The sequence below is a fragment of the Parabacteroides sp. AF27-14 genome (genome assembly GCF_003635425.1).
Lineage (GTDB): Bacteria > Bacteroidota > Bacteroidia > Bacteroidales > Tannerellaceae > Parabacteroides > Parabacteroides distasonis.
Map to the genome: position 1 here is coordinate 10630 of NZ_QTLZ01000036.1, position 17541 is coordinate 28170.

Below are 17541 nucleotides of genomic sequence, written 5' to 3' on the forward strand. Positions count from 1 at the left end.
ATGTGAAGCCTTTTTCTATAGATATGCTCCAACTCCTCATACCGATACTTCAACCTTGATTTCGGTCACTTCATTATTTTATGTCGGGCAGGCAAACGCTTACCTTTTATTTTTGTAACCATTATATTAAATAAATGAAGTGATGTTTAAAGCGATTGTCCATTTTTCTATTCAGAAGAAACTATTCGTTGGGTTGACAACCTTGTTTCTGCTTCTGGGAGGAATCTATGCCATGATGACTTTACCGATAGATGCCGTACCGGATATAACGAACAATCAAGTGCAAATCGTGACGGTATCGCCAACCTTGGCCCCGCAAGAGGTAGAGCAATTGATCACCATGCCTATCGAGATAGCGATGAGTAATATCATGAACGTGGAAGAGATCCGCTCCGTTTCCCGCTTTGGCCTGTCATTGGTAACGGTCGTATTTAAGGAAAGCGTGCCTACCTTAGATGCCCGCCAACTTATAAACGAGCAGATACAAACCGTGGCGGGAGAAATCCCCACGGAACTGGGTACGCCGGAGCTGATGCCTATCACGACCGGCTTGGGCGAGATTTATCAATATGTATTGAGCGTGGAGCCCGGTTATGAGGAGAAATACGACGCCATGGAACTCCGTACCATTCAGGACTGGATCGTGAAACGGCAACTGAGCGGTATACCGGGTATCGTGGAGATCAATAGCTTTGGCGGCTATCTGAAACAGTATGAGGTGGCGGTAGATCCGGATGCCCTTTATTCCTTGAATATTACGATCGGCGAGGTGTTCGAGGCACTCAACCGGAATAACCAGAATACAGGGGGCAGTTATATCGAGAAAATCAATAAGGCTTACTACATCCGTAGCGAGGGAATGATCGGCAAGATAAAGGACATCGAGCGCATTGTGATCACGAACCGTGGAGGGATACCGATTCATATAAGCGATGTCGGTTCGGTTCGCTTTGGTTCCGCCAAGCGTTTTGGCGCCATGACAAAGGATGGCGAGGGAGAGTGCGTGGGCGGTATCGCCATGATGTTGAAGGGTGCGAACGCCAATGTCGTGACCAAGGAACTGGAGGCACGGGTCGAAAGGGTACAGAAAATGTTGCCGGAAGGTGTTCGTGTAGAACCTTATTTGAATCGTTCCGAATTGGTAGACCGAAATATATCCACCGTGATCCGTAACTTGATAGAGGGAGCGTTGATCGTCTTTATCGTATTGATCATCTTCTTGGGGAATGTGCGGGCCGGCTTGATCGTGGCTTCCGTGATCCCGTTGGCGATGCTTTTCGCTTTTATCTTGATGCGTGTTTTCGGGGTCTCCGCCAACCTGATGAGTTTGGGGGCCATCGATTTCGGTATCGTGGTCGATGGATCGATCGTTATATTGGAGGGGATATTGGCGCATATCTATTCGAGGCGGTTGATGGGGCGTACGCTCTCTGCCGAGGAGATGGACCGGGAGGTCGAGGCCGGAGCCGGTCATGTCGCCCGGAGCGCTACCTTTGCCGTATTGATCATTTTGATCGTCTTCTTCCCGCTACTTACGCTGACCGGGATAGAGGGCAAGTATTTTACCCCCATGGCGAAGACCTTGGTATTTTGTATTATCGGAGCTTTGATCCTTTCGCTCACCTACGTGCCGATGATGGCCTCCCTGTTCCTAAAGCGTACGATCTCTTCGAAGCCTACATTCGCCGATCGTTTCTTCGGGAAATTAAACGGGGTTTACAGGCGTACGCTTCATTTCTGCTTGCGTCATATCTGGGGAACGATCGCTTGTTCTTTCGCGGCTCTGGCTGTGTCCCTTTTCTTATTCACGAGGTTAGGGGCGGAGTTTATCCCTACGCTGGATGAGGGGGATTTCGCCATGCAGATGACGCTTCCCGCCGGTAGTTCCCTGACGCATAGTATCGAGCTATCGAAGCAAGCGGAAGAGACCTTGATGAAGAATTTCCCGGAGATCAAGCATGTGGTAGCCAAGATCGGAACGGCCGAGGTTCCGACCGACCCGATGGCGGTGGAAGACGCGGATATCATGATCGTGATGAAACCTTTCAAGGAATGGACCTCGGCCTCCAGCCGTGCGGAGATGGTGGAGAAGATGAAGGCCTCCTTGGAACCGATTACGGGGGCGGAGTTTAATTTCAGCCAGCCGATCCAGCTTCGCTTCAATGAATTGATGACGGGAGCCAAGGCGGATATCGCGATCAAGCTATATGGAGAGGATATGGCGGAGCTTTATAAGAAGGCGAAGGAAGCCTCTCTTTTCGTGGAGCAAGTACCGGGAGCCGCCGATGTGATCGTGGAGCAGGCGATGGGGCTACCGCAATTGGTCGTACACTACGATCGTGCCAAGATCGCCCGTTACGGGATGAATATAGAGGAGTTGAACACGATCATCCGTACGGCTTATGCGGGAGAGGCGGCGGGTGTCGTTTTCGAGAATGAGCGACGTTTCGACTTGGTGCTTCGTCTGGATAACGATAAAGTGGCGGATCTGAATTTGGATAAGCTCTTTGTACGGACTGCCGAGGGAATCCAGATCCCGGTTAGCGAGGTCGCTACGATCGAGCTGGTCAACGGGCCTCTACAGATTAACCGGGATGCCACGAAACGCCGTATCGTGATCGGGGTGAATGTCCGTGACGCTGATATCCAGAAAGTCGTGCGTACTATCCAAGAAACCCTTGACAAGCATATCAAGCTGGAACCGGGATACTACTTTGAGTATGGCGGCCAGTTCGAGAACTTGCAGAATGCGATCGATACGCTTACGATCGTGATACCGGTCGCCTTGTCATTGATCTTATTGCTATTGTTCTTTGCCTTTAAGAGTGTTACCTACTCGCTGGTGGTATTTTCTACCGTCCCGTTATCCTTGATCGGGGGTATTCTGGCCCTTTGGTTACGAGGGTTGCCTTTCAGTATATCGGCGGGGGTCGGCTTTATCGCCTTGTTTGGCGTAGCGGTTTTGAATGGTATATTAATGATTAATCATTTTAATAACTTACGAAAACAAACTAAATATCAAATGACAACGAATCGTATCCTCGCGAAAGGATGTCCGCATCTACTTCGCCCCGTATTCTTGACCGGCTTGGTAGCTTCTCTAGGATTCGTGCCGATGGCGATAGCGAAGTCCGCGGGCGCGGAGGTGCAACGTCCGTTAGCGACGGTCGTGATCGGAGGCTTGATTGTCTCCACGATCTTGACGTTGATTATTATCCCGGTATTTTATCGGTTGGTAAATAGCTCGGCCGCTTGGAAGCGCCAACGCTGGTTGAAGCGCCTATTGCCGTTTCTTCTTTTTTTAGGTATCTTATTCCCCACGCATGCCCAACAGACGGTGTCGTTGGAAGAAGCCGTGACGATCGCCTTGGAGAATCATCCTCGCCTGAAGACTGCCACGGCATCCATTGAACGTAGTCGTGCTTCACGGGGAGAGAGCTGGGAGGTGTCACCGACCACCTTTAATTATTCATGGGGGCAGATCAACGGTGAGACACGAAACGACAATCAGATGGAGATCACGCAATCCTTAGGCTCTCTATTGACCCCATTTTATAAGAACGCCTTGGTGAACCGTCAAGTCACCACGGGAGAATATTACCGGGACTTGGTGAAGAAGGAGATTACGGCCGAGGTAAAACGGGCATGGGCTTATTATCAATATGCCTTTCATCTATGTGCCTTGTATAAAGAGCAGATCGAGTGGGCCGGACGTTTGCGAAAGGCAAGTCAGTTGCGTTATGAGCAAGGGGATATCACGCTATTGGAGCGGAATATGTCATCTACCTTGGTAGCCGATCTGCAAACCCGTTTGTCGCAGGCGGAAGAGGAGTTGCAATTGGCTACCCGTCGTTTCTCTTGGACTTGTTATTCGGATTCCCCATTGCTGCCTATGGATACGACATTGGTTTTATTCCCCGCTCGCGTAGCCGAGATCGCTCCGTCCGATATCCATCTGAATTATTTCCGGAGCGTGGCCGATGAGAAGAAAGCCATGCTTCGTATCGAACGAAGCCGTTTCTTCCCGGAACTATCGGTAGGATATGTGCGTCAGAAAATAGCCCCGTTGAGCGGTCTGGACTCTTGGATGGTCGGGATCTCGTTCCCGGTATTGTTCTTCCCGCAGCATAGCCGGGTAAGGCAAGCGAAGATCGATTCCTATATCGCCCGTACGGAAGCGGAGAGTAACATCCGTCAATTGAACAATAAGGTGGAGGAGTTGAGCGTCGCGCTTCGTAAGGAAGGAGAGCATATCCGCTATTATACGACCGGCGCTTTACCGGAAGCGGAGGCTTTGTTGAAGAGCGCGACGGTACAGTTCAAAGAGAACGAGACAGATATCACGCAGTTTGTTCAAAGCCTGAACGCCGCCCGGGAGATCCGGCGGGGATATATCGAGGCCGTATATGCCTATAATATATCGGCGCTTGAGTTGGAGTTGTATAGTAGATAACCAGAAAAATAGTATAAGATGAAAAAGATATGGATTCCTGCGGCTCTTATGGCATTGGCCGCATGCAGTATGACAAACAACGCGGAGAAAGGACAGGGCGATTCGCAAGACATAACTGCCCGGCCCGCTATTACTCAAGTAGCGGAAAGCGTACCGTCCGAACCATCCGTGGATAGCGTAGAGGTGGATGGGATTTCCTCGGCAACGGCCCTTCCGAATCACTCCTCTTTCAACGGGATCATGGTAGTTCCCCCGCAGCGGCAGGCTACGGTTACGTTGACGATGGGAGGCACGGTTCATGCTACTACGCTGCTTCCGGGCGATTATGTGAAGAAGGGCTCGGTGATCGTCAGCTTGGAGAATCCGGATTTTATCACGTTGCAACAGACCTATTTGGATGCCCATGCCCAAACGGAATACTTAGAGGCTGAGTATAAAAGGCAACAGCGTTTGAGTGAGCAAGAAGCGGCCTCGCAAAAACGTTTCCAGCAAAGCAAGGCGGATTATCTTTCCATGAAGAGCCGTCAAGATGCCGCCGCCGCGCAACTTGCTATCCTAGGTGTCTCCGCCGGCGATCTTCTGGAAGACGGTATCCAACCTTATTTGGAGGTAAAAGCGCCACTGAGCGGTTATGTCGCCGGGCTGTCCATTAATCTCGGTAAATACGTGAACGCGGGCGAACCGATCTGTGATGTGATCGATAAAGGCGAGACTCTTCTTTGCCTGACCGCTTATGAGAAGGATTTAGCGGACTTATCCATTGGGAACCAAGTGCAGTTCCGGGTGAATGGAATGGGGAAGGAGACCTTCCATGCGGTCTTGATCTCGATCGGACAGGAGGTGGACGAGACGAGCCGTTCCTTGGAAATGTACGCTCGGGTAAAAGAGACAAATCCTCGTTTTCGTCCCGGTATGTATGTTTCCGCACGGGTAGAGAAGAAATGACTATCTTTGCCTTCATGAAGAAAATGAATATAAAGAATAAATATGTGTTCTCGTTGGTCATCATATCGATCATGGTGGCCTTCTTGATCCATTTCCCGGAATTGGTGTCGTTGTTTGACGTTACCGGGCAGAACGCTCTTTTCCCGGATATGTCGGTATTGGATGTAGCGAATGAGGTCTTTTTCACCTTCGTGTCCCTCTTACTGTTATTTGCGATGAACACGTATGTCTTTGGTTTCAATCGGCAGAAAGCGCGTATCTCTTGGCAGAAGGTCCTTCTCTCGTTCGTAATGACTTGGTGCGTGAATAATTTATTAGGAAAAGGTTTCGTGTTCTTGCACCATCAGTTTGATATTCCGGCGATCGACGCCTTGGTGCATCATTATCTGCATCCGTTGAGGGATTTTATCATGTCGTGCGTCGTTACGGGTAGTTGCTATATGATTTACCTGATTCGTCAAAGCCAGCAAGTACAGATCGAGAACCAGCAATTGCGGGCGGAGAATCTATTGAACCAATATGAGGCCTTGAAGAGCCAGCTTAATCCTCATATGTTATTTAATTCCTTGAATACGCTCCGTTCCTTGATCCGGGAGACTCCCGGGAAGGCACAAGAATATTTGCAGGAGTTATCCCGTGTCTTACGTTATACCTTGCAAGAGAATGAGTGCCGTAGTGTTACTTTACGGGAGGAGATGGATTTCGTGAACGCTTATATCTTCCTTTTGAAAATGCGCTATGAGGATAATCTGGTCTTCGATATAGACTTAGGGAAGGAGCACGAGTCTAAGCAACTGCCTCCTATGTCGGTGCAGCTTTTGATCGAGAACGCCGTGAAGCATAACGAGATTAGCAACCGCCATTCATTGACCATATCCGTTCGTTCGGACCATGATTCCTTGACGGTTAGCAATCCCATCCAACCGAAATTGACACATAGCGGAGGCACCGGTATTGGCTTGGTGAACCTGAGTAAACGTTATAACCTCTTGTATAAGAAAGATATTTCCATAAAAGAAGATGCTAGTATATTCAGCGTAACAATCCCTTTGATATGAAAGCTTTGATAATAGAAGACGAGAAAGCGGCTGTCCGTAATTTGATGGCATTGCTGGGAGAGGTTGATCCGGATATCGAGGTGATCGATGTCCTAGATAGTATTACGGATAGTGTTGAATGGTTTCAATCGCATCCAATGCCGGAACTTATCTTTCTGGATATCCATTTGGCGGATGGTTCGGCTTTCGAGATCTTCGGTCATGTAGATATCTCTTGCCCGATCATTTTCACGACAGCCTATGATGAATATGCGCTGAAGGCGTTTAAAGTGAATAGCGTAGATTATCTGCTGAAACCGATCGATGCGGATGATATACGGAAAGCTTTGGATAAGTTGTCACGGTTACAATCGACGGCTGTGGAGAAAGAAGCGATCGATTATTCCGCTGTCATGCAAGCCTTGAAGCGGGTGGAAGGATATAAAACGCATTTCTTGATCCCTATGAAAGGGGATAAGCTGCTACCTGTTTCCGTGGATATGATCTTATTTTTCTATATAGCGGACGGAAATGTAAAGGCGGTGATGACGGACGGGAAAGAATACCTTTTCACGCAGACCTTGGATGAGTTAGCCGATAGCCTTGATCCTGCCTTGTTCTTCCGGATCAATCGTCAGTACTTGATATCCAGAAAGGCGGTGCAAGATATCGATCTCTGGTTTAACGGACGCCTTGCGGTCAATTTGATCGTACCGACCTTGGAGCGTATATTGGTTAGCAAGGCGAGAGTGCCGGATTTCAAGACGTGGTTTACGTCATGATGGATTATCAAGAGGATTATAGGGGTGGAGTACGATGAACCGGGCTCCATGCTTATACGTCGGGTCTAATTGAATGGAGCCACCTAAATGCTCAATAATCGTTTGGCTGATGGATAATCCTAAACCTGTACCCTGCGCGTATTCATCTACCTTTTCGAAACGCTCGAATATGACTTTCTGCTTATCCTCCGGTATTCCACATCCGGTATCGGTTACGGTGATACGTACATGCTGTTTGTCCTCATCTATTTGATAAGATAGGTTAATCTCTCCTTCTTTCGTGAACTTGCAGGCATTGGTCAATAAGTTTATCAATAATTGTTGGAGACGTATCGAATCTGTCTGAATATGTAAGGGGTCTTCAGAAGGTGTATAGGTTAATTGAACAGCCGGAAAGACCCGGTGCTCTACACTTGCCAAAGCGTTCCGGCAACAATCCGATAAGTTTGTCTTCTCTATAATGAACTTCATATTCCCGGATTCTAGGCGAGAAAGGTCAAGAATGTCATTTATCAGATTAAGTAATAAATAAGAGTTATTGTTGATAATGGAGAAAAACTCTTTCTTTTCGCCAGCGGAAATAGATTCATCGGATATTAATTCCGAAAAGCCGACAATTGCGTTAAGTGGCGTACGGAGCTCATGGCTGATATTGGCGATAAACGTGCTTTTCATCTGGTTGGCGTGTTCCGCTATCTCTTTGGCTGTACGAAGTTGACGCTCGGACTCTACTAAGGCTTCCTTGTCTTTCATAAGTTCTCGTTGGTAGCGGCGTGCGGAGCGATAGGACTTGTATACGATGTATAGCATCACTAAAAGAACGATCGATACTACGAGTAGAATAATCATTAACAACCTTTGGGTATGCAGTTGTTGTTCACGTAGCTGTAGTTCATATGCCTGCATCTCTTGATTGTTTAGATCATGTAATGTCCGGAGCTGATTGATCTGCCGGTTGAAGGCCTCGTCATGCAACATCTTGGTATGTTCTACAACTTCTCTACTAAATGCGAGCGCTTCTTTATAACGTCCCAATGCTTCGAGTATCTCGACTTTCAGTTCCGATGTTCGTATATCTTCTTCTGTTAATTTATTTTTATCTATGATATTCAGCGCCCTTTCATACATACCTATTAAATAGTAATACTTGGCGAAAACAAAGTTATAACAGAATTTCGTATAATCATCTCCGGTTTTCTCTACGATCGGTGTCGCCTTCAACAAGGTCTCCAATGTCTCCTTGGGCTTGTCTTGAAGGACATACATATCCGCATAAAAAACATACATTAGCGCACGGCAACGATCCACGGGGAAAGCGGTTCCTTGTTCTTCATTCTCTCTTTCCCTATCTTGGATCATTTCATCGTAACGAGTTAATAATTCCTTGGCTTCGGTGAAATGGTCGGTTCGAAGATAAGATTCGATGAGGTTTGCCATGTATTGCATCTCGAATTTCGGATTGTCACCTCGTTTCTGTAATAAATCGAGACCTTCCCGATAAGCTACTATCGCGTCACTATCCCGATGTATCTCTTGATAGATTAAACCTAGGTTCTCATTGCAACAAATCAATCCATATTCACTTTTTGTATCACGGGCATAGTTGTATAGGCTGATCGCCCCGTTCATCGCTAACTCATAATTGCCGTCCCATAGATCCATTTGGCAAATGAATCCTCGTGCATCGAATAATGCGTCTGGAACCTCATTCTTGGCCGCGGCTAATGAATCTATCTTATGCGACCAGTAAATCAGGCTATCCCTGTTTTGTATATTGTAATAATGGCGGGATAAGTTGGCCCATGCGTAATATAAGGAAACATGACCTTTCGAAGTGGAGCTTGCCACATCTGCCATTTTGTTTAGGTAAACAATCTCCTTGGGCATTTGCCTGTACATTGTCGCTAAATCCTTATATAACTCGATCTGTTCATTTATGGCTGGCGAGGACTTTAATAGGGATAAAAGGCTGTCTTCCCTTTGTTGGGTAGTATAGGTATTTTCCCCTAAAGAAAACATTGGGATCATTAAATAGATAAATAATACTAAATAGGTATTTCTCATGATATTGTATGATGTTCAATACAAAAATACATTTTAATATTAAATATCAAGCGTATGTTATGGAATTTTAGAGGTCTGCCTTATAGTTTCTTTTTCAAAGTGAAGAAAAAAGTAACCCCTTTTCCCGGACTGCTCTTCGCCGATATTTGTCCTTTATGGAAATTAACCCCGTTTTTAACGATGGATAATCCTAATCCGGTTCCTCCGATCTTACGACTGCGTCCCTTGTCTACCCGGTAGAAGCGCTCGAATATGCGATTGATATGTTCTTCCGGGATACCCACTCCATTATCGGAGAAGCTAAAGTAATAATATTTAGGATCTTCTTTATAGCAGTTGACGGTAATCCTTATGTTTTCTCCCGCATAAGCGATCGCGTTGTCATATAGATTCCGGAATATGGAATAGAGTAGGGAGTTATTCCCGAACACGGTCGGATCTCCCGGGAGGATAATTTCCGACGTGATGTGTTTTTCTTCCATATCTTGGGAGCATTCTTTTTGTATCTCGGCGATAAGCTTCGTGATATTTACTTCCGTGAGGTCGAACATCTCGGATGCCTCGTCAAGTCTGTTTAATACGGAAATATCTCGTAATAATCCTGTAAGGCGGGTACTTTGGGAATAACAACGTTCCAAGAAAAATTGACGTTTGTCCGGACTCAAATCTGGGTTGGATAGGATTGTTTCCAAATACCCTTGAATGCTGCTGACCGGTGTTTTCAGCTCGTGAGAGACGTTCTGCGTAAGCTGTCGTTTCATCCGGCTTTCTTCTTCTTGACGGGATATATCATTAATAGAGATCTCATAACTATTATCGAGGAATAAAATACATTCGATCAAGAATATTTTACCGTTCTTGTCAATAGTCACGGACTCTCTTAATACTTTCTTTTTCCGATTCAGATTCCGGATATTCTTATTCAAGAAGGTACGGATTGGTTCTAATTCGGCTATATCAGTAACGTCTTCCACTTGGTGGATCTGGGTGTCGGATATGACATTTATGAATTGAATGAATAGGATGTTAGAAAGAATCTCCCGCCCTTCACTTGTAAACATGGCGAAGCCTTCCTTGGAATATTGGAAATGTTTGATAAGCTTTTCCCGTTCCATGGATAACTCGTTTTTCGCTTTCTGCTGCCGATGGTATAAGGTTACGATATTCTGTGAGATATCACCTAGCTCATCATTCGGGAAAACATAATCGACCGCAGGCATTCGATCTTTCTCTACGTTTAAGGCGAAATCCCTTAGTTTGGATATCGTTTTACCTATGCTGAAAGTAAAACGGGAAAGGACAAAGAAGAAAATCAAGGTCATCAATGCCATGAAATAAATGAAGTCCTTGTTTACCGTCAATATCCCTCTTACATATGGATCATAGGGCAGGGCTGAGCGGTAAATATAACCTCCTATATTTGATGCCGAATAGAAATACCTTTTTCCCGTAGATTCCGAGGAACGGATAGCGAATCCTTCATTATATAATCGGGCTTTGCGTACCTCGCTCCGGTCGTTATGGTTATTAAACTCGTCCGTCCCGCTATTATCAAACAATACGTCGCCGGATGGATCTATAATGGTTACCCGCAAATCCTTTTGAGGGATGTCGTCCATGAAACTTATTACGGTCTTGTTGATGTCCGTACTTTGTTGGCATTTGCGGAATAATTGGTAATTATAGTTACTCAACACATTGTTCAACTTTTCTTGTGCGAACTCCCTTTCCCGCTGATATTGGAATAGCAGGAAACAGACCGTAAAGCCCAAGAACATAAAAAAGACCGACCAGAAAAGCCGTTGGCTAAACGGTATCCGGTGTCTTTTCTCACCATCTATCTTTACCATGATTCACGACAATATTAGCATTCAAAACAATAACCGAAACCTAAGCGAGTTACGATGTTCTTTCCATAAGGACCTATTTTCTTACGTAACCGGGTGATGTTGACATCGATGGTACGGTCTAGAACATATACCTCGTCTTTCCAGATGCGAGACAGTATTTCCTCTCTGGAGAAGACGTTCCCTTTATTTTCCAATAGAAGTTTTAGTATCTCAAACTCTTTTTTGGTCAATGGAACTTCCACCCCGTCTACCGTAGCCTTGATGCGTTTCGTATCAAGAGCTAATGTCTCATACTCGAGTTTCTCAATCTCTTTTTCTTTTGATTTCTCGGAAGTTCTTCTTAGTACGGCCTTAACACGCGCTATCACTTGGCGGATGGAGAAAGGCTTGGAGATATAGTCGTCCGCCCCGAGATTGAACCCTGTGAGCATATCGTTCTCCGTATCTTTGGCCGTGAGGAAGATGATAGGGGTATTAGCCGTCTTCTCATCTTGTCGCAGGATACGTGCCATCTTGAAACCGGAGATTTCTCCCATCATGACATCCAACAATAATAAATTGTAAACGGTCAGATCCTTTTTCAATGCCTCTTCCGCACTATAGGCGGTATCTACTTCATAACCTTCTATTTCTAAGTTGAATTTAAGGATCTCACACAAATCCTCTTCATCATCCACTACAAGAATACGAGTTGTTGCCATAAGCTGTTCTGTTTTTAAAAGAGTGCCTTACGGCTCTCCATATACAAATATAATTATTTTTGGCAAAGAACGGATATTCTTATTTCGGAGAAATGAAATATATGTTACATTGCTGTTAAAATCGCTCATGTAACATTTCTGCCGCAGGATATGTGTTAGTATAATAGATCATTAGGGATGCTACTTCCTATAATAATTATAATCCGTGACAAAACCCTCGCAAAGCCAGTTGGCCAAGGCTTGCCGATTGTTGCTGAGGATGATCCGTTGTTGGTCGTATTGGTTTTGTATGTTGCCCAATTCGACGAATACGGAGGTCGGGGTCGTGTGACGTAATACATATAAGTTACGATCGTCTACCGTGCCCGAGAATCCCCGGCCCGGCTGGTGGCGGTTGTATTTGCGCGAGAAAGTGGATTTCATCGTTTTAGCCAAGCGCTTGCTCGCTTGATCCTTGGGCTTATGATAGAAAAAGACATCGGTCCTTTGATGCCGGCTCCGGCTGTCCACATGGATGAATATCGCTCTCTTATAAGTTTCTTTATCTTTCCGGCTCAAGCTGTTTATCTTGGCGCAACGCTGATCCAGACGGCTTACTTGGCTGAGGGGGATCGGACTACCCATACAAGTTTCCCGTTTGCTGTTATTGAGAAATTGCTGGTCACGTATTCCGTCCTTTGCGTCTTGGATGATAATATATACCTTTGCGCCTCGCGTTAAAAGATTGCGTGCCAGACGTAACATGATGTCGTAAGCGTATTCATCCTCATGCAATTCATGGGAGCCCATTTTACCGATCGCCCCGGGGTCCGGACCGCCATGACCGCTGACCAGATAAAAGCAAGCTCCCTTTAAATCGGAAGAAGTTACTTTGTAACTGGCTAGTGACTTGCCGAATAGGGGCTGATAATTCTTCTTCTGAGGGGCGGAGGCGAGCGGAGGCAAGGTATATTTTACGCCCATGCGCAGAGTGTTATTTTTACCCAACTTCCCTTTATTAAGCTCGATAAACTCTTTCTGATACGTCCCGCCGGTACGGTTGAAGCGTTTGAGAAAAAGAGTGATGCCCTCTCCGTTTTTCGGATACGCCTTTTCTTGGGCAGTCAAGGAACCTGTATATACGAGAGCGATAATAAAGATGAAGAAAATACGGATACTATGTTTCACAGACATCTTAAAAATTGATTCTACGCCGTAAAGATAATTAAATCAACCTATAGTCAAAAACGATAATTTATAAAAAGAATCAATCAACCCATAAATGAGAGGGAGGATATCCTATTATAAATCTCTTTGGTTAATTGAATATCATAGGACGCGTCGTGCAATTTCGCGGAATCTATTTGTATGCCTAAAGCCCTTGCCACCGTTTCCTGCTTGAAATCTGTCATCTCATGCCGTTTGCGCATCAAATGCTGGGTAGACAATACCATTACGTCGATCGAGTTCACCCAGAACCATGAGTAGAAATAATTATCTCCGTTCTGTACGAAGAAGGCTTTCAAGAAGTGATTATCGAAAGAGGCGTTGTTGTATCCAACGAGGAAGAACTTGTCTTTTTTATCAAATTTGTCCACGTATTTGGACAGCATGTTCACAAATTTAACGTACACCTCTCGCATGGGAGGATAAGCCTGTATCTGTTCTTTGGACACGTTGCAAATGCGAAGCGCTTCTTCCTCTATCTCACATTGGGGGTGTGGGCAGACATTGAAATTAAAAGATTCCTTCGTAACCCCATCAATTACGATCTCCCCACTTATTTGGTGGACGCCATTTCTCCAGTATTTTATGCCGGTAGTCTCTAAATCAAAAAAAAGTAGTTTCATAAATGCTTTTTGGTATAGGATGCAAAAGTAAGTTTTTTTATTCTTAAATGAGAGGATCTATAAGGTTTTCTCCGTTTATTTTATTATCTTTGCGAAAGTTTGAGTCTAGAATCATTATCGACATAGTTCTTCTTTTTATATTATTATTAAGCGGATCTCTCCTTTAATCATCAATTCTCACGCTAAGTTAGTATAAACAACGCTTCACGGAACGTGAGGCCCTAGTATAAATTAAAATCGACTGTATGGCAAAATACGCATCATTTGGTAAACGTGAAAACGAGAAAAAGAAACAAGCCCGCCGAGTAGAGAAACAGAACAGGAAAGAGGAAAGAAAATCGTCCGGCAAGGCGACTAGCTTTGAGGATATGATCGCTTATGTGGATGAAAATGGGATGATCACCTCTGTCCCTCCCGAACTTCGTCAAAAAGAAGAGATAAATCAGGAAGATATCTTGATCTCGACTCCTAAGAAAGAGGATGTGGCTCCCGTTATCTTAAGGGGCAGGGTAGACTATTTTAATGAGGCAAAAGGGTTCGGGTTTATCCGTGACTTGTCGGGGACGGAAAAGTATTTCTTTCACGTGAACAATGTTGTGGATGATATCTCCGTGAACGATATCGTGACGTTCGACCTTGAACGTGGCGACAGAGGCTTAAGTGCCGTGAATGTTTGTCTTGAAAATAAATAATAATACTTACCTTTGCGGCCGAAACAATTAATAAAAATATAATATGTCTGTCGCAAAAGTAGATGATAATAGAAAGGTGACCACACATCGCCTGATAGAGATGAAGCAGCGTGGCGAGAAAATATCCATGCTTACCGCCTATGATTATTCGATGGCGAAATTGATCGATCAAGCAGGAATGGATGTGATCTTGGTGGGAGACTCCGCTTCTAACGTAATGGCTGGAAACGTGACCACTTTGCCGATTACGCTCGACCAGATGATTTACCATGGTAAATCGGTCATGAAAGCGGTGAATCGTGCGCTGGTGGTGGTAGACCTGCCTTTCGGTACGTACCAAGGAAACTCTAAAGAAGCCTTGGCCTCCGCTATCCGGGTGATGAAAGAGACGCATGCCGATTGTATCAAGTTGGAAGGCGGGGCTGAGGTTCGGGAATCTATCGAACGTATCTTGTGTGCCGGTATTCCAATTATGGGACATTTAGGATTGACGCCGCAATCGATCAATAAATTCGGAACGTATACGGTACGTGCCCGTGAAGAGGCCGAGGCTAATAAACTGATCGAGGATGCCCATTTGCTAGAGGAGATAGGTTGTTTCGCCTTGGTGCTGGAGAAGATCCCGGCGGAGTTGGCAGCTCGTGTCGCTTCGGAGCTTACGATCCCGGTTATCGGCATTGGCGCCGGTGGAGGCGTAGATGGTCAAGTGTTGGTTATGCATGATATGCTCGGTATCAATCAAGGCTTTTCTCCCCGTTTCTTACGTCGCTACGCTAATTTAGGGGAGGAGATTACCCGTGCCGTACAAGCGTACATCGAGGACGTGAAATCTCAAGACTTCCCGAACGAGAAGGAGCAATATTAGAAACAGAATACATGAGATCTCATTTGCTAATAGGTGCCGCTTCGTCGGGAAGCGGGAAGACTACTTTTACCTTAGGATTGCTTCGTGCCTTGAGAAATCGTTCTTTACGGGTGCAGCCTTTTAAGTGTGGGCCGGATTATATAGATACTCGTCATCATAAAATGGCGGCTGGTTGCGCTTCCGTGAATTTGGATGGTTTCATGATGTCGGAAGGGCATATCAAGGATTTATATGCCCGGTATACCTCGAATGCGGATGTAGCCGTGACCGAAGGGGTGATGGGGCTGTTCGATGGCTACGATGCCATGCGAGGGAGTAGTGCGGAGATCTCCGGTTTATTGCGGATACCGATCGTATTGGTGGTGAACGCTAAAAGTACGGCTTATTCGGTGGCTCCCTTGCTTTATGGCTTCCGGAATTTTCGGAAAGATCTGAATGTAGTGGGGGCGGTATTTAATTTCGTGGCGTCGGAGAGTCATTATTCTTTCTTGAGACAAGCGTGTGAGGATGCGGGTGTGGAAGCGTTAGGCTATCTACCGAAGTGTGCGGATGTAGAGATCCCGAGCCGGCATTTGGGGTTGTCGTTGGATGAGGATTTTTGCTTTGAGGAGTTTGCGGACCGGGTTGCTTGCTTGGTGGAGGAGCATGTGGATATAGACCGCCTGTTGGCAATCACGGCTTTGCCAGAGCGACAGCCAGTTCCTCGGGTTAAGGAAGTCATGAGGACTGTTTCAAAGGCAAACTTAAATATAGCCATCGCCCGTGATCCCGCTTTTAATTTCTCATATGAGGAAAATATACATTTCTTATCTACTCTAGGCAAGATTACCTATTTCAGTCCATTGAGGGATGATTGTTTACCGGAGGCCGATTTTGTCTATTTGCCGGGTGGATATCCCGAGTTGTATTTATCGGAGTTGAGCATGAATTCCGGGATGCGTGAATCGATTCATTCCTTTGTGGAAGTGGGGGGCAAGTTGCTGGCGGAATGTGGGGGGATGATGTATCTCTGTAAAGAGATTATCGGTACGGATGGGAATGCCTATCCAATGGCCGGTGTATTACCACAATCCGCCACGATGGAGAACATGAAGTTACGTTTAGGGTATCGGACTTTATGCTATAAGAATGATGTCCTACGAGGGCATGAGTTCCATTATTCCCGGATCGTGCCTATGGAAAGCCCGCTGCCTTCGGTAGCGAAAGCCTTTACGGCGAAAGGAGGTCAAACGGATACCCCGCTATATCGCTACAAGAACGTATTGGCGGGGTACACGCATTTATATTGGGGAGATCCCTGTCGGAACGATTGGTTTATTGATTTTCTGTATGGGGAAGCCCCAGATTGTTCTCGATAAACATTTTCAATATATTGATGGCGATCTGGTTGCTTCCTCCTTCGGGTATAATTAGGTCGGCATATCGTTTGCTAGGCTCTATAAATTGCAGGTGCATAGGCTTTAGTACCCGGGTATAGCGTTCCATTACCGCTTCCGCCGTGCGTCCTCTCTCGATCATATCCCGTTGGATCACACGGATAAGACGTTCGTCCGAATCTGTATCGACAAATACTTTCAAGTCCATCAAGTCTCGTAATTGAGGGTCGCATAAAGCGAGGATCCCTTCGATGATGACAACATCACGAGGCTCGATATGAATGGTCTCGGGCAATCGGCAGCAGGTAAGATAAGAATAAGTCGGCTGCTCGATGCATTTCCCCTCTTTCAGCAAGGTGACTTGCTCTGAGAGGAGCGGCCAATCAAATGCGTCGGGATGGTCGAAATTAATATATTGACGTTTCTCTACCGGCACATGGCTGTTATCTTTGTAATAAGAATCTTGAGGGAGTAATACGACCTCGCCGGGAGGTAAACTCTCTATGATCTTTTTTACCACTGTAGTTTTCCCGGAACCAGTCCCGCCCGCTATACCTATAATTAGCATGATTTCTTATATTAATCCATATTTATGTTTATAAATGCAAAGGTAAGAAATATTTATAGTGGTAGTATTTCGCTATTAATAGAAAAAACGAGATAAAAAGAGCTGAATTCTATGTTGTATAGCATGTTTGTCTTAAATAAAGTTAATGAGTAAGCTTTTCTTGTTGGAAAATTATGCTGCATAACATAAAGTCTCTATATTTGCACTGTGTTTTTCATGGTATTAGATTTAAGGTTAACAATGAGATTGGCTGTCCGTGACGGATGGCCTTTTCTTTTATAGTAGGTCACCTCAACAATAATGATAGTTAGATGCGTTCCCCATTGTATTCATTGTATAATAATTTATCGTTATAAATTTGCATAAACATTCAACATCA

General features: G+C 45.4%; 13 protein-coding genes. 7 read left to right on the top strand and 6 right to left on the bottom strand.

Features of this window, described 5'->3' with window-relative positions:
• Positions 1–142: 142 nt before the first annotated feature.
• Genes DWY79_RS21185 through DWY79_RS21200 form a run of 4 tightly spaced genes read left to right on the top strand, consistent with a single transcriptional unit; the run spans position 143 to position 7217 of the window.
• Positions 143–4453 (top strand): CusA/CzcA family heavy metal efflux RND transporter, encoded by a 4311-nt coding sequence (locus DWY79_RS21185; protein ID WP_122370353.1) that lies wholly within the window; start codon positions 143–145, stop codon positions 4451–4453.
• Positions 4454–4471: 18 nt separating this feature from the next.
• Entirely contained in the window at positions 4472–5398 is a 927-nt protein-coding gene (locus tag DWY79_RS21190; RefSeq protein ID WP_048928420.1) for an efflux RND transporter periplasmic adaptor subunit, read from the top strand.
• On the top strand, positions 5395–6456 hold the full coding sequence (locus DWY79_RS21195; protein ID WP_122370355.1) for a sensor histidine kinase: 1062 nt from the start codon (positions 5395–5397) through the stop codon (positions 6454–6456). The genes DWY79_RS21190 and DWY79_RS21195 overlap by 4 nt, the downstream gene beginning before the upstream one ends.
• Positions 6453–7217 carry a LytTR family DNA-binding domain-containing protein gene (locus DWY79_RS21200; protein ID WP_122144242.1) on the top strand — a complete coding sequence of 255 codons (765 nt, stop codon included), beginning with the start codon at positions 6453–6455 and terminating at the stop codon, positions 7215–7217. Before DWY79_RS21195 ends, DWY79_RS21200 begins: the two co-directional genes overlap by 4 nt.
• Here the strand turns inward: DWY79_RS21200 and DWY79_RS21205 are convergent.
• The 5 genes from DWY79_RS21205 to DWY79_RS21225 form a co-directional block, all read right to left on the bottom strand.
• Positions 7212–9281: a sensor histidine kinase gene (locus DWY79_RS21205; protein ID WP_122370358.1), complete on the bottom strand. Its 2070-nt coding sequence runs from the start codon at positions 9279–9281 to the stop codon at positions 7212–7214. The two genes, DWY79_RS21200 and DWY79_RS21205, sit on opposite strands and share 6 nt — an antisense overlap.
• A gap of 80 nt (positions 9282–9361) precedes the next feature.
• A complete protein-coding gene (locus DWY79_RS21210) occupies positions 9362–11131 on the bottom strand; it encodes an ATP-binding protein (protein WP_005862780.1) in 1770 nt (589 codons plus the stop codon).
• Positions 11132–11145: 14 nt separating this feature from the next.
• Positions 11146–11832, bottom strand: coding sequence for a response regulator transcription factor (locus tag DWY79_RS21215; protein WP_005857410.1), 687 nt, complete (start codon positions 11830–11832; stop codon positions 11146–11148).
• 180 nt (positions 11833–12012) lie between these two features.
• Positions 12013–13005 (bottom strand): N-acetylmuramoyl-L-alanine amidase, encoded by a 993-nt coding sequence (locus DWY79_RS21220; RefSeq protein ID WP_036612734.1) that lies wholly within the window; start codon positions 13003–13005, stop codon positions 12013–12015.
• Positions 13006–13082: 77 nt separating this feature from the next.
• Positions 13083–13661 (bottom strand): 3'-5' exonuclease, encoded by a 579-nt coding sequence (locus DWY79_RS21225; RefSeq protein WP_005857406.1) that lies wholly within the window; start codon positions 13659–13661, stop codon positions 13083–13085.
• Positions 13662–13906: 245 nt separating this feature from the next.
• On the opposite strand from DWY79_RS21225, the gene DWY79_RS21230 reads away from it, so the two are divergent.
• From DWY79_RS21230 to DWY79_RS21240, 3 genes are read left to right on the top strand one after another with little or no spacing between them, the layout of a single operon-like run.
• On the top strand, positions 13907–14353 hold the full coding sequence (locus tag DWY79_RS21230; protein ID WP_005857403.1) for a cold-shock protein: 447 nt from the start codon (positions 13907–13909) through the stop codon (positions 14351–14353).
• Between the two features lie 43 nt (positions 14354–14396).
• Positions 14397–15218, top strand: a complete 822-nt coding sequence (gene panB / locus DWY79_RS21235) for a 3-methyl-2-oxobutanoate hydroxymethyltransferase (RefSeq protein WP_005857401.1) — start codon at positions 14397–14399, stop codon at positions 15216–15218.
• Positions 15219–15229: 11 nt separating this feature from the next.
• Complete coding sequence (locus tag DWY79_RS21240; RefSeq protein WP_005857399.1) at positions 15230–16576, top strand: cobyrinate a,c-diamide synthase; 1347 nt, start codon at positions 15230–15232, stop codon at positions 16574–16576.
• Here the strand turns inward: DWY79_RS21240 and udk are convergent.
• Complete coding sequence (gene udk, locus DWY79_RS21245) at positions 16533–17162, bottom strand: uridine kinase (RefSeq protein ID WP_005857397.1); 630 nt, start codon at positions 17160–17162, stop codon at positions 16533–16535. The two genes, DWY79_RS21240 and udk, sit on opposite strands and share 44 nt — an antisense overlap.
• Positions 17163–17541: the final 379 nt, after the last annotated feature.

Excerpts from the sequence above, each read along its gene's own strand:
- DWY79_RS21220 (WP_036612734.1), bottom strand. The coding sequence starts at position 13,005 with ATGTCTGTGAAACATAGTATCCGTATTTTCTTCATCTTTATTATCGCT.
- DWY79_RS21195 (WP_122370355.1), top strand. The coding sequence starts at position 5,395 with ATGACTATCTTTGCCTTCATGAAGAAAATGAATATAAAGAATAAATAT.
- DWY79_RS21210 (WP_005862780.1), bottom strand. The coding sequence starts at position 11,131 with ATGGTAAAGATAGATGGTGAGAAAAGACACCGGATACCGTTTAGCCAA.
- panB (WP_005857401.1), top strand. The coding sequence starts at position 14,397 with ATGTCTGTCGCAAAAGTAGATGATAATAGAAAGGTGACCACACATCGC.
- DWY79_RS21215 (WP_005857410.1), bottom strand. The coding sequence starts at position 11,832 with ATGGCAACAACTCGTATTCTTGTAGTGGATGATGAAGAGGATTTGTGT.
- DWY79_RS21240 (WP_005857399.1), top strand. The coding sequence starts at position 15,230 with ATGAGATCTCATTTGCTAATAGGTGCCGCTTCGTCGGGAAGCGGGAAG.
- DWY79_RS21190 (WP_048928420.1), top strand. The coding sequence starts at position 4,472 with ATGAAAAAGATATGGATTCCTGCGGCTCTTATGGCATTGGCCGCATGC.
- udk (WP_005857397.1), bottom strand. The coding sequence starts at position 17,162 with ATGCTAATTATAGGTATAGCGGGCGGGACTGGTTCCGGGAAAACTACA.
- DWY79_RS21230 (WP_005857403.1), top strand. The coding sequence starts at position 13,907 with ATGGCAAAATACGCATCATTTGGTAAACGTGAAAACGAGAAAAAGAAA.
- DWY79_RS21185 (WP_122370353.1), top strand. The coding sequence starts at position 143 with ATGTTTAAAGCGATTGTCCATTTTTCTATTCAGAAGAAACTATTCGTT.
- DWY79_RS21225 (WP_005857406.1), bottom strand. The coding sequence starts at position 13,661 with ATGAAACTACTTTTTTTTGATTTAGAGACTACCGGCATAAAATACTGG.
- DWY79_RS21200 (WP_122144242.1), top strand. The coding sequence starts at position 6,453 with ATGAAAGCTTTGATAATAGAAGACGAGAAAGCGGCTGTCCGTAATTTG.
- DWY79_RS21205 (WP_122370358.1), bottom strand. The coding sequence starts at position 9,281 with ATGAGAAATACCTATTTAGTATTATTTATCTATTTAATGATCCCAATG.